The organism is Sandarakinorhabdus sp. (genome assembly GCF_987265915.1).
The window spans coordinates 471,728-484,359 of the sequence record NZ_OZ503948.1; the positions used below are offsets into that span (position 1 = coordinate 471,728).

11 protein-coding genes are annotated in these 12,632 nt (G+C 67.4%); 3 read left to right on the top strand and 8 right to left on the bottom strand.

The features are described from left to right. Together AC6UUM_RS02295 and AC6UUM_RS02300 are read left to right on the top strand one after the other, a co-directional pair. Positions 1 to 2,772, top strand: a complete 2,772-nt coding sequence (locus AC6UUM_RS02295; RefSeq protein WP_500803737.1) for an ATP-dependent DNA helicase — start codon at positions 1 to 3, stop codon at positions 2,770 to 2,772. Next, positions 2,769 to 3,317: a SixA phosphatase family protein gene (locus AC6UUM_RS02300; RefSeq protein ID WP_500803738.1), complete on the top strand. Its 549-nt coding sequence runs from the start codon at positions 2,769 to 2,771 to the stop codon at positions 3,315 to 3,317. Before AC6UUM_RS02295 ends, AC6UUM_RS02300 begins: the two co-directional genes overlap by 4 nt. Here the strand turns inward: AC6UUM_RS02300 and AC6UUM_RS02305 are convergent. The 8 genes from AC6UUM_RS02305 to AC6UUM_RS02340 all read right to left on the bottom strand — a co-directional run bounded on the left by AC6UUM_RS02305 (position 3,314) and on the right by AC6UUM_RS02340 (position 10,687). Beyond that, entirely contained in the window at positions 3,314 to 4,633 is a 1,320-nt protein-coding gene (locus AC6UUM_RS02305) for a peptide MFS transporter (protein ID WP_500803739.1), read from the bottom strand. The two genes, AC6UUM_RS02300 and AC6UUM_RS02305, sit on opposite strands and share 4 nt — an antisense overlap. A gap of 213 nt (positions 4,634 to 4,846) precedes the next feature. Continuing rightward, positions 4,847 to 5,098, bottom strand: a complete 252-nt coding sequence (locus AC6UUM_RS02310) for a hypothetical protein (protein ID WP_500803740.1) — start codon at positions 5,096 to 5,098, stop codon at positions 4,847 to 4,849. 7 nt (positions 5,099 to 5,105) lie between these two features. Beyond that, positions 5,106 to 6,323 (bottom strand): FAD-binding domain-containing protein, encoded by a 1,218-nt coding sequence (locus tag AC6UUM_RS02315; protein ID WP_500803741.1) that lies wholly within the window; start codon positions 6,321 to 6,323, stop codon positions 5,106 to 5,108. Positions 6,324 to 6,395: 72 nt separating this feature from the next. Further along, positions 6,396 to 6,674 (bottom strand): HPr family phosphocarrier protein, encoded by a 279-nt coding sequence (locus tag AC6UUM_RS02320; protein ID WP_500803742.1) that lies wholly within the window; start codon positions 6,672 to 6,674, stop codon positions 6,396 to 6,398. Continuing rightward, on the bottom strand, positions 6,671 to 7,072 hold the full coding sequence (locus AC6UUM_RS02325; protein ID WP_500803743.1) for a PTS sugar transporter subunit IIA: 402 nt from the start codon (positions 7,070 to 7,072) through the stop codon (positions 6,671 to 6,673). The genes AC6UUM_RS02320 and AC6UUM_RS02325 overlap by 4 nt, the downstream gene beginning before the upstream one ends. Then, the gene (gene rapZ, locus AC6UUM_RS02330) at positions 7,069 to 8,415 is read right to left on the bottom strand and encodes an RNase adapter RapZ (RefSeq protein WP_500803744.1); all 1,347 of its coding nucleotides are present in this window, start codon (positions 8,413 to 8,415) and stop codon (positions 7,069 to 7,071) included. The genes AC6UUM_RS02325 and rapZ overlap by 4 nt, the downstream gene beginning before the upstream one ends. A 1-nt stretch (position 8,416) precedes the next feature. After that, positions 8,417 to 9,943 carry a sensor histidine kinase gene (locus tag AC6UUM_RS02335; protein ID WP_500803745.1) on the bottom strand — a complete coding sequence of 509 codons (1,527 nt, stop codon included), beginning with the start codon at positions 9,941 to 9,943 and terminating at the stop codon, positions 8,417 to 8,419. Between the two features lie 3 nt (positions 9,944 to 9,946). Then, positions 9,947 to 10,687 carry a response regulator transcription factor gene (locus tag AC6UUM_RS02340; protein ID WP_500803746.1) on the bottom strand — a complete coding sequence of 247 codons (741 nt, stop codon included), beginning with the start codon at positions 10,685 to 10,687 and terminating at the stop codon, positions 9,947 to 9,949. Positions 10,688 to 10,887: 200 nt separating this feature from the next. On the opposite strand from AC6UUM_RS02340, the gene AC6UUM_RS02345 reads away from it, so the two are divergent. Beyond that, on the top strand, positions 10,888 to 12,504 hold the full coding sequence (locus tag AC6UUM_RS02345; RefSeq protein WP_500803747.1) for a phosphoenolpyruvate carboxykinase: 1,617 nt from the start codon (positions 10,888 to 10,890) through the stop codon (positions 12,502 to 12,504). The last annotated feature ends 128 nt before the right edge of the window (positions 12,505 to 12,632 follow it).

The window sequence follows — 12,632 nt, forward strand, 5'->3', positions numbered from 1 at the left end:
ATGGTTGCAACTGAATTGGCCATTCCGGCGCTTGTCGCCAGCCATGCCGGGGTGTGGATCGCCGATACGCAAGGCCGCGTGCGCGGGGTGGGCCGCGGCGAAGCCATTGCCCGCGCTGGGGACAGCCCGCACCTGCTGCTGAACGCACCGGTGACGGCCAGCCGGCTGGGGCTGGGCGAGATTTCCGGCCTCGACCTGCTGGAATTGTTCGCCTTTCTGTGCCCGGCGCGGTTTTGCGTGCCCACGCCGCGCGGGCTGGCGGCCGCATTGGGCCTGCCCGAACCGGCTGGCGATGCCGACGCGGCCTTCCTGCAACGCGCGGCCGGCGCACTGCTGGCGCTGCCGGCGCGCAAGGACTGGCCTGAACGCCACGGCGCCTGGACCATCCTGCAAAGCCTGGCGCGGCAACGCTGGGCCTGGGCGCCGCATTTGCTGCGCCTGATTCCAAAGCCGGAAAAGCCGGAACGCCATGTGTTCCAATCGCTGCCGCAGTGGGAGGAGGCCGCGCCGCGCCCGGCGCCACGCGTGGTGACGCTGCCGGCCGGCGAGGTCGCCGCGCGGCTGGCGCGGCTGGTGGGTATCGGCGCCGAACAGCGCGATGGGCAGCGCGCCTATGCCGCCGCGGTAAGCGAAGCCTTCGCGCCCCGCCAGCGCGGCGATGGCCCGCAGATGGTGCTGGCGGAGGCCGGGACGGGCATAGGCAAGACACTAGGATACCTGGCCCCGGCCAGCCTGTGGGCGGACATAGCCGGCGGTGCCGTGTGGGTGGCGACCTTCACCAAGGCGCTGCAACGCCAGCTGGACGGTGAAACTGCGCGGGTGTGGCCCGATGCGGCCGAGCGGCGCGCCAAGGTGGTGGTGCGCAAGGGCCGCGAAAATTATCTGTGCTTGCTCAACCTTGAAGATGCCGTGCAGGGCGGCTTTGGCGGGCGGGCGGCAGTGTTTGCGCGGTTGGCGGAGCGCTGGGCCGAATATAGCCGCGATGGGGACATGGTGGGCGGCGATCTGCCTGGCTGGCTGCCGGCGCTGTTCGGCCGCATGAGCTTTGCCGGGCTGACCGATCGGCGCGGCGAGTGCATCTATGCCGCCTGCCCGCATTACCGCAGCTGCTTCATCGAGCGCGCGACGCGGGCATCGGCGCAGGCTGATCTGGTGATCGCCAATCATTCGCTGGTGATGATCAACGCGGCGCGCGGCCGGGCGGAAGGCAGCGGGCTGAACCGCATTATCTTTGATGAAGGCCATCATCTGTTTGACGCGGCCGATGCGACCTTTGCCGTGGCGTTGACGGGCCGCGAGGCGGTGGAGCTGAAGAACTGGCTGCTGGGGCCGGAGCGCGCGGCCGGGCGCGGCCGGAGACGGGGATTATCGGCGCGGCTCGCCGACGCGATCAGCTATGACGATGAAGCGGCGCGCGCCGTTGAGCGCATCACTGAAGCCGCGCGCGCCCTGCCCAGCGAGGCGTGGTTGCAGCGCGTGGCCGCCGATGCCGGCGATGGCGCGCTGGAGGCGCTTTTCGCCGCCGTGCGCGCGCAGGTGCTGGCGCGTGCCCCGCCCGAAGATGCCGAGGGTGGCTATGGCCTGGAAACCCAGGTGGCCGAGGTGCTGCCGCGGCTGGTGGAGGCGGCGGCCGAGGCTCGCGCCGCGCTGGGCCGCATGGCCGGGCCGATGGCGCAGCTGGAGGCGCGGCTGGCGCTGTTGCTGGATGATCCGCCCGATTGGCTGGATGGCCAGGGCCGGGCGCGGGTGGACGGCGCCCGCGCTGGCCTGGTGCTGCGCGGCGAACTGCTCGGTGCGTGGCAGCAGTTGCTCGGGCGCCTGGGTGGTCCGGCGGATGCGGATTTCATCGATTGGCTGGAACTGGCGCGGGTGGATGGCCGGCTGCTGGATGTGGGGGTGCAGCGGCGCTGGCTCGATCCGATGCGGCCGTTCGCAGCCGCCGTGCTGGGGCAGGCGCATGGCGTTGTGGTGACGTCGGCCACACTGCGCGCGCGGCCCGATGCCTTGGCGGATGATTGGCGCGATGCCGATGCCCGCACCGGCGCGGCGCATCTGCCGGTGCCGGCACGGCATTTCGCCGCCACCAGCCCGTTTGATTATGCCGCGCAAGCCCGCGTGCTGATCGTGACGGACGTGAAACCGCGCGATATCGCGGCGCTGGCCCATGCCTATCGCGCGCTGATCGAGGCGGCGGGCGGCGGCACGTTGGGGCTGTTCACGGCCATCGCCCGGCTGCGTGGCGTTCATGCGCGGCTCGCCGATCCGTTGGCGCGCGCCGGCCTGCCGCTGTATGCCCAGCATGTCGATCCGATCGATACCGGCACGCTGGTGGATATCTTCCGTGCCGAACCGGGGGCGTCGCTGCTCGGCACCGATGCGCTGCGCGATGGGGTGGATGTGCCGGGCGAATCGCTGCGGCAAGTGATCATGGAAGGCGTGCCGTGGCCGCGCCGCACCGTGCTGCATGCGGCGCGGCGGTTGGCCGGCGGCGGCAATGTTTTCGATGATCGGGTGACGATGGACCGGCTGGCGCAGGCCTTTGGCCGGCTGATCCGCCGCGCCGATGATCGCGGCCATTTCGTGCTGCTGGGGCCGGCAGTGCCGTCGCGATTGCTTGGCGCGTTTCCGGCCGGCGTGCCGATCGATCGGGTGACGCTGGATCAGGCGGTGGCTTTGGTGAAGGCCGGCATCGGCGGCAGCATTCAGGACTCTGGCCAATTCGGGGCCGATATGCCAAGCCATGATCGGTCAACGTCACCGGGTGCCCCTTGAAAACGCTCACGCTGCTGCGCCATGCCAAATCGGGTTATGACGATCCGTTGCTGCGCGATTTCGATCGGCCGCTCAATGATCGCGGCCGGCGTGCGGCGATGAAGGTCGGGCAATGGCTGAACGCGGCGATCAAACGCGGCGAGATGCCCGACTATCGCCTGGTATTTGCGTCGCCGGCCGTGCGGGTGCGCCAGACCATCGAGGGGCTGGAAGCCGGCATGAGCCGCCCACTGGCGCCAGTCTATGAACAGCGCATCTATCTGTCGTCGTCGGCGACGCTGATCGAATTGTGTGCCGGTTTTTCCGATGAATTTGCCGATGCCATGCTGGTCGGCCACAATCCGGGGCTGGAGGATCTGCTGCTCGAACTCGTGCCACCGGGCGGGGACTTGCGCGCCGAAGCCGAGCTGAAATACCCCACCGCCACGCTGGCCCGGCTTGATATCGCCATCGATCGTTGGGCGCAGATTGATGGCGGCCGGGCGGAACTGACGCGCTTCGTGCGGCCACGCGATCTTGATCCGAGTTTGGGGCCGGATGATTAAAGGCTGAGCACGCGCCCCAATCGCCCGCGCGCCGCCCACATCACGGCGGCGCCGGCCAGCGGGAAGCAGGCGTGCATCACCCAGAAGCCCGGCGCATCCATGGTCTCGTAAAACCGCCCCAGCCAGCCGGACAGGGTGCTGCCCAGGAACACCGCGAATTGCACCGCGCCCAGCATCACCCCGGTTACTGCCACCGGCGCGCTGCGCGAAAACAGCGCATTCATGGTCGGCACCAGATAAAGCCAGCCGGTGTTGAGCGTCAGGTGGAACACCACCACCCACAGGAACGGCGTTTTGGCTGATCCGCTGCCAGCCGCGAGCCACAGGAAGGCGACGCCCATCAGCGCCATGCCGATGCCGATCTTGCCGAGTTCCTTCGGCTCGCGTCCGCGCGCCGCCTGCCGGCGCCACAGGGCGAGCACCGGCGGCACCGCCAGGATCGGCGCCAGGCTGTCGATCGCCTGCAGCCAGGTGACCGGCACTTCGAGGCCGAGCACCATGCGGTCAAGATGGTCGCGGCCCCACAGCGCATAGACATTCCACACCTGGGACTGGGCCAGCCAGAACAGGCTGGTCAGCAGCATCACCGCGATCAGCGCTGCGATGGTCTTGCCGTCACCGGGCTGCAACCGTGCGGCGCGGCGGGTGGCGGGCGGGGTGTCGCCGGGCATCAGGCCGTTGCCAATCAACAGCGTGATCGCCGCCAGCGCCATGCAGGTGCAGGCCGCGGCGAACCCCCATTGCCAGTTCACCACCTCCCCCAGCGCGCCGATCAGCAGCGGACCAAGGAACGCGCCAGTGTTGAGCCCGGCGGCGAGAATGGCAAAGGCGGCGTCGCGGCGGCCATCGTCGCGGGCATAGAGATGCCCGGTCTGCGCATTCAGGTTGCAGCGCAGCGCGCCGGCGCCAAAAGCGCTGACCAGCAGGCCGGGCAAGAACAGCGATGGCGTGATCACCATCGCCATGCCGACGCTGGCCAGGATCGCACCCAGGATGCAGGTAAGGCGCGGCCCCCACAGCCGATCGCCCAGCCAGCCGCCGAGCAGCGGGGTGAGGAAGAACAGCCCGAGATAAAGCCCCATCGTCTGGGTGGCGAGCGCCTGGTTGCTCATCGGCCCGAACAGGCTTTCCACCAGGGCGCGCCACATATCGAAGCCGCCGACGCTGGCCACTTCGGCCGGCGTGAACAGGAAATTCGCCATGTAGAGGATCAGCAGCGATTGCACGCCATAGACGCCGGCAGCCTGCAAGCCTTCGGCCACCGTGACGATGGCAAGGCCGGCCGGGTGGCCGGCGAAATCTGGTTTGTGCCCCATGCGGCCACCGTGGCTTGCGGGCGGGAATTGGGCAAGCGGGTGGTTGACCCACGTCATTTCGCTGATGTCATGCTGGCGCAGGCCAGCATCCACTGTGCCGCCGGTGCGAGGCGTGGCGAAGGGTGCGCCGGCCGCACGATGGATGCTGGCCTGCGCCAGCATGACTGGGTGTTTCCAGGTAGGGCAGTCCACAGCGCCCGTGCGCGTTTGCGTTCAATCGTCGCGGCGGCGTTCGCGTTCGGCCTTGCGGCGTGCCTTCTCGGCCTGCTTCGCCTCGCGCTTCTGCGCGTCTTCCTGTTTGCGCATGGCGCGGCCGCGCTTGATGTCGGCCTCCTCCTGGCTTTCGGTGGCGGTGTCATAGACCGCTTCGCCCAGCTTCACCGGCGCGGTGATGATGGTTTTGGCTACGCTGAGGCAGCCGCCGAGCAACAAGGCCAAGGGAACCAGCAGGAGAACGGGGCGCATGTGGCTCTTATGCCATTGCGCCGGGCGCCAGCGCCAGCAGTTTCGGAATGGCGGCCTTGAACGGGAAAAAGCCCTTGGTGGCGCGTGGCCAGGCGACCTCATCCCAGGCCCGGCGCAGGCGCACCAGCGCCACGCCATCGGCGGCCAGCGCCGGGGCCAGCACATCCAGCCGATCCTTCACCGGGCCGACCGGCGCATCGGCGGTGATGATCTGGCGCAACTGGTGACGTGCCGCCCAGTCGCGCATGGCCTCCACGCCGAAGGTGGCATCGACACGTTCGGGTTCCAGGCCGAACCGGTGCGCGGCACGGCCAAGGCCATCGCCGAGCATGGCCATTGCCACGCGCTGCTTCAACGGCGCGGGCGTGCCGCCGATATCGGGCGTGGCGGCCAGCGCCGCCAGATTCAGCGCAAAATTGGGCAGCGCCAGCTGTTCGATGCTGCAATCTTCGGTGGTGATGAACAGGCCGGTGCGCAGCATCGGATCGGGCCGCATGGCCGGCGCGGGCGGGATCGGCGGCGGGATCGTGTCAGCTGGCCATGGCGGGGCTTCGCGGGCCAGTGGTGCCTCCACCTGGAAACGCCCGCCCGAAAGATCACGGATCAGATCGGCGCGCGCCAGATAGGTCTTGCCCGGTGTCTGCAGCCCCACCACCCAGCGCCAGCCCAGCGTGTTGCTGGCCGGGCAGGCATCGAGCAGATGCTGATAGAAGAACGCCGCGCCCAGTTGCCACGGCAGCCGCAGCGTGAAGCACCAGATGCTGGCAAAGCTCATCCGCACATGATTGTGCAGCCAGCCGGTTTCGATCAGTTCGTGCACCCAGGCATCGAAACAATCGATGCCAGTGGTGCCGGCCATGGCAGATTGGTAGCGGCGCTGCCATTTGCCATCCTCGGCCAGCATCGCCTGCATGCGCACCACATCGGCCTGCCAGCGCGTCCAGATGTCGGGGCGCTGTTGCAGCCAGCCGACCCAATAGCTGCGCCAGCAGATTTCCTGGACGAATTTTTCCGCGCCGCTGAAACCGTGCGCGGCGATGGCGGCGGCGGCGACTTCGGCCTCGCTAACCAGCCGGCGGCGGACGGCGGGGGAGAGCAGGGAGGTGGTGGCCGCACCATCCGGCCCGCCATCATGGTTGCGCCGCGCGGCATAGGCGCGGCCCGCCAGCGGCACGAATTGAGCAACGCGGGACAGGGCAGCGGCGCGGGTGAGGGGGAAACGCATGGCCGCAGGGATAGCGGTTTTGTGGTGGTCGGGAGCGCGCAGTGATGTCGCGGGGTGCGGCTCTATGCCCGCTCAATCTTCCCCGAACTTGTCCTGCACCAGGCCGACGAGCTTCGACAGCGCGGCTTCGGCTTCGCGCCCGGTCGCGCTGATCTCGATGTCGTCGCCCAGCGCGGCGGCGAGCATCATCAGGCCCATGATCGACGTGCCGGTGACTGATGCGCCATCGTGCGACACCGTCACCTCCGCATCGAAGCTGGAGGCCAATGTCACGAACTTGGCGCTGGCCCGCGCATGCAGCCCGCGGCGGTTGCTGATCGTGACCCGAATCGGGCCGGCGGCTTCGCTCAAGCGGCCTCACCCAGCATGCGGCTGGCCACGGCGATATATTTGCGCCCGGCATCCTGCGCCGCCTGCACAGCGGCCGCCACCGTGCCGGTCTTGCGCACGCTGGCCAGCTTGATCAGCATCGGCAGATTGACGCCAGCAATCACCTCCACCTGCGGGCCGAGCAATGAAATCGCCAGATTGGATGGGGTGCCGCCGAACATGTCGGTGAGAATGATGACGCCCTGGCCGCTGTTGCAGGCGGTGACCGCCTCGGCGATGTCGCTGCGGCGCACTTCCATATCGTCATCGGCCGCGATGCAGATCGCCGCCACGCAGGATTGCGCGCCAACGACATGCTCCATGGCGGCCCGAAACTCGGCCGCCAACCCCCCGTGGGTTACCAGAACCAATCCGATCATTGGTCGCTGCCCTCACGCCCTTCGCCTGAGTCTGTCAATGGGGCGCCTGCCATAACGGCGGCATCGCCCGCCAATTTTGCGATATCCCGATGCACCAGCGCCACGGGTTGCCCGGCCGCCACCAGCCGCGCCGCCAGATCGCGCGCGGTGGCAACACTGCGATGGCGCCCGCCGGTGCAGCCGATGGCAATGGTCAGATAGGCCTTGCCTTCGCGGGCATAGCCGGGAAGCAGGGTGCGGACGAGATCGTCGAACTTGGCGAGCGTGGCGGCATAAAGCGGATCGGCCGCCACAAACGCCGCCACCCGGTCATCTTCCCCTGTCAGAGGCCGCAGCGCGACATTCCAGTGCGGATTGGCCAGGAAGCGCACATCCAGCACCAGATCGGCATCGCGCGGCAGGCCGGCAGCAAAACCGAAGCTGAGGATGGTGACGGTCAGCCCCGGCGACAGGCCACCGAACCGTTCCGCCACGCGGGCGCGCAGATCGGTGACCGACAATTCGGTGGTATCGATGACCAGATCGGCCCAGCGCCGCAACGGCATCAGCAGGTCGCGCTCCGCGATGATGCCATCGATGGCCGGGCGATCGAGGCTGAGCGGGTGGCGGCGGCGGGTTTCGGAAAAGCGCCGGATCAACACCTCGTCGGCGCAATCCAGAAAGATCAACCGCACATCGCGCCCGGCATCGCGCAGCGCTGCCACGCGCGCGGAAAGCGCGGTGGGATCAAAAGCGCGAGTGCGGGTGTCGATGCCCAGCGCCAGCGGGCGCCCCTGTGTGCCGGCGATCAACGCATCGAGCAGCGACAGCGGCAGATTGTCCACCACTTCATGCTCGGCATCTTCCAGCGCGCGCAGCACGGTGGATTTGCCGGCACCCGAAAGCCCGGAAATGATCAGGATCGGCTGGCTCACGCGGCCGCTTGTGCCGGGAAGGCCGTGGCTTGCCAAGGCCCGCGCCGCGCGCTCCGGCGCCGAATCGCCGAACGGATCAAAGGGCAACATCGGGATGCGTCCGCCGGCCAGCGGCAGCTGTTCGATCTCGGGCAGGCGGTCGGGGTGGCGGCCGAGATCCAGCGCCAGTGCGATTCGGGCCGGTGCCGTGGGTTCGGGAACGATGCCCAGCCCGCGCACTTCCAGCAGGCCCGCCAGCCGCGGCGGCGCGCTGGCCACCGGCCCCTGTTCGCCAGCGGTCACCACCACCCGATCATCGGCCACCAGCTGCCAGCCACACGCCACCAGACGCAGCGCCAGATCGGATTTGCCGGCCCCCGATGGCCCCAACAGCAGCACCGCGCGGCCATCCAGCGCCACGGCCGTGGCGTGAAGCGTCTCCGGTGCCATCTCAGGCCGCCGGCAGCAGCACGCGGAACCGGCCGCCGCCACCGGGGGCATCCTCCACCACGATCTGGCCGCCGTGCGCGTTGACGATGGCCGCGGCGATCGACAGGCCCAGCCCGGAATGGCGGCCGAAATCCTCTGCCGGCGGCCGTTCGGAATAGAATCGGCGGAAGATGTCGCTGCGGTTGGCGGGTGGTACGCCGGGCCCCTGATCGGTGACGACCAGTTCGACCTGCTCACCGACCCGATCGACGGCAAGCGTCACCGTGCCCCCGTCGGGCGAGAAGCTCAGCGCATTGTCGATCAGGTTGCGCAGCACTTGTGCCAGCCGGCTGGCATCGCCCTCGATCATCACCGGTGCTGGCAGGCCGGCGCGCTGCACCGCCAGCCCCCGCACCTGTGCAGCGATGCCATAGGCGCTGACCAGGCCATCGGCGAGCGCACCGGCATCGACCGGCTGGAATCCGGTGCGCGACAATTCCGCGTCCAGCCGGCTGGCATCGGCGATATCGGTGATCAGCCGATCAATGCGGCCGACATCATCGCGGATCACATCCAGCAACTGATTGCGCAGCGCCGGCTGCTCGACCTGGCCGAGCACATCGACGGCCGAGCGCAGCGACGCGAGCGGATTCTTCAGTTCATGGGCGACATCGGCGGCAAAGGCTTCGGTGGCATCGATCTGCCGCCGCAGCGCGATCGACATGTCGGACACGGCGCGGGCCAGCGCGCCGATCTCGTCGCGGCGTTCGGGCAGGCGCGGCACCACCACTTCGCGGCGCCGGCCCAACCGCACCCGGTGGGCGGCAATGGCCAGCAAGCGCAGCGGGCGCACGATCGTGCGTGTCAGATACAGGGACAGCCCCAGGGTGAGGCCAGACACGCTGAGCAGCAGCCAGAAGGAGGTCAGGCGTTCGGCCCGCAGGATGCGCGACACGTCTTCGGCATTGTCCATCAAATGCACCACACCAAGGCTCGGCACGCGCACGGCGGCACCCACGATGATGCTGCCGTCGTTGGCGCGGCGCAGTTGGGTGGCGGGCTGGCCGGTCTGGCGGGCAATCTGCACTTCGCGCCACTGGCCGGCCCGATCCGGCAGTGATTCGGCATAGCGTGGCAGGGTGCGGGCGCTGAGCAATTGTTCCAGCACGCGGTCGATGAATTTGGCCGACGCGCGCCGCCAGGAAAAGGTTTCGGGATCTTCGATGGCAAAGCTGCGGGTGGTGGCATTGCGCCAATTGTCGGTCAGCAAGGCCCCGTCGTTGCCATAAAGCCGCACGCGCGTGCCCCGGGCAAAGTTCAGCCGTTCCAGCCCGGCAGGCAGATCGCCCGCGAGACTGGCAATCGCCAGGGCTTCATTCGAAACGGCGTTGGTGCGCTCGTCCAGCAGGCGCGCGCGCACCGTATCGAGGTAGAGCAGCATGATCGCCAGCACGATCACTGCCAGCAGGTTCACCGCAAAGATCCGGGCGCGCAGCGAACCAAAGCCGAGGCCCCGGCGCCATTCCTGCACCGCCTCCTCGGCCTTCACATGCTATTCCTCGTTGAACCGGTAACCGACGCCATACAATGTCTCGATGGCCTTGAACTGGTGATCGACGGCGCGGAATTTCTTTCGCAACCGCTTGATATGGCTGTCGATGGTGCGATCATCGACATAGACGTCGTGGGCGTAGGCGGCGTCCATCAACTGGTCGCGCGACTTCACGAATCCGGGCCGCTGCGCCAGGGTTTCCAGGATCATGAATTCGGTGACGGTCAGGGCCACATCGCCGCGGCGGCCTTCACCGGCATCCCAATAGACGCGGTGGCGCGCCGGATCCATGTTCAGCCGGCCGCGCACGATGGGATCGACCACGACCTCGTCGGCGGCATCGGGCGCAGCGCGGCGATTGGCGGTGCGGCGCAGCACGGCGCGGATGCGCTCGATCAACAGGCGCTGGCTGAACGGTTTGCCGATATAATCGTCGGCGCCCATGGCCAGGCCGAGCGCTTCATCGATTTCGGTGTCCTTGCTGGTCAGGAAGATCACCGGCACCTGGCTTTTCTCGCGCAGGCGGCGCAGCAGTTCCATGCCGTCCATGCGCGGCATCTTGATATCCAGCACCACCAGATCGGGCAGATTTTCCAGCAGAGCCTTCAAGGCAGTATCGCCGTCCGAATAGAGCCGCACCGCAAAGCCTTCGGCCTGCAACGCGATCGATACCGACGTCAGGATGTTCCGATCATCGTCGACCAGGGCGATTGTGGCGACTAGCGGGGCGGTCTGGTCCATCACCGCCTATGTGAAGCGACAGCGCGTCTTTCGCAAGTCCGGCGCGTAGATTGCACAAGCAACGACTCGGCGCGGTCAAGTAAGGGTTGACCTTGCTATTGCGTTTTTGACGGATGTTGATGCGTCGGCTATGCGGGCCGCCATCGAAGGTCGGCTCGGCTCTGGGGGCGGGTTTGGCCCCGGAATTCAGGAGTAGAAACGTGCCATCCACTGTTGTTCCCGCCTTTGGTCTCGCAGCGCAGGGCTATGCCACCGCCGCGCAACTGCATTGGAACCTGGCCACCGGTCCGCTGGTGGAACTGGCCGTGCAGCGCGGTGAAGGCCTGCTGTCGGAACATGGCGCGCTGGTGGTGAAAACCGGCAAGCACACCGGTCGCAGCGCCAACGACAAGTTCATCGTGCGCGATGCCGACACCGATGGCACCATCTGGTGGGACAAGAACAAGAGCATCACGCCGGAGCAGTTCGCCGCCGTGAAGGCCGATTTCCAGGCCGCGCTGGCGCAAAAGGCCGATCTGTTCGTGCAGGATCTGTTCGGCGGCAGCCAACCCGAACACCGGGTGAAGGTGCGGGTGATCACCGAACATGCCTGGCACAGCCTGTTCATCCGCACGCTGCTGGTTCGCCCTGGCGCCGATCAGCTGGCGGATTTCGTGCCGGAATACACGATCATCGATCTGCCGTCGTTCCGTGCCGATCCGGCCCGTCATGGCTGCCGCAGCGAAACCATCGTGGCGGTCGATTTCACCAACAAGACCGTGCTGATCGGCGGCACTGCCTATGCCGGTGAAATGAAGAAATCGGTGTTCTCAATCCTGAACTATCTGCTGCCGGAACGCGGCGTGATGCCGATGCACTGTTCGGCCAACATCGGCCCGGATGGCGACACGGCGATCTTCTTCGGCCTGTCGGGCACCGGCAAGACCACGCTGTCTGCCGATGCCAGCCGCACACTGATCGGCGATGATGAACATGGCTGGTCCGACACGGCGGTCTTCAATTTCGAAGGCGGCTGCTATGCCAAGGTAATCCGGCTGTCGGCAGAAGCCGAGCCGGAGATTTATGCCACCACGCGCCGCTTTGGCACGGTGCTGGAAAATGTCGTGATCGATCCCGATACGCGGGTGATCGATCTGGACGACAACAGCCTGGCCGAAAACAGCCGCGGTTCCTATCCGATCGAATTCATTCCCAATGCGTCCGCCGACAACATGGGCCCGGTGCCGCGCAACATCATTATGCTCACCGCCGATGCGTTCGGCATCCTGCCGCCCATTTCCAAGCTGACGCCGGATCAGGCGATGTATCACTTCCTGTCGGGCTATACGGCGCGTGTCGCCGGCACCGAAATCGGCGTGACCGAGCCCGATGCCACCTTCTCCACCTGTTTCGGTGCGCCGTTCATGCCGCGCCACCCGTCGGTCTATGGCAATCTGTTGAAGCAGCGCATTGCCAAGGGTGGTGTCGATGTGTGGCTGGTCAACACCGGCTGGACCGGCGGCAGCGCCAGCAGCAGTGCAGGAATGGGCGGCGGCAGCCGCATGCCGATCAAGGTGACACGGGCGCTGCTGAATGCCGCGCTGGATGGCAGCCTGAAGACGGCGAATTTCCGCACCGATGCCAATTTCGGCTTTGCGGTGCCGGTTTCGGTGCCGGGCGTGGACAGCGTGATCCTCAACCCGCGCGACACCTGGGCTGACCAGGCCGCCTATGACGCGCAGGCCCGGAAGTTGGTGGGCATGTTCATCGCCAATTTTGCGGCATTCGAAGCGCATGTCGATCAAGGCGTGCGCGAAGCGGCTCCCAACGCCGCCTGAGTGCCCGGCGCCGCCGCCGCTGTGGCCGATCGGCCACATCGGCGGCACAATGTGCGCGGCCTAACGCGAATACGCGGTTTGCCCTGTTGTCACGACATCATTGCGGCGCAACAAAAGTGCCGCAATTC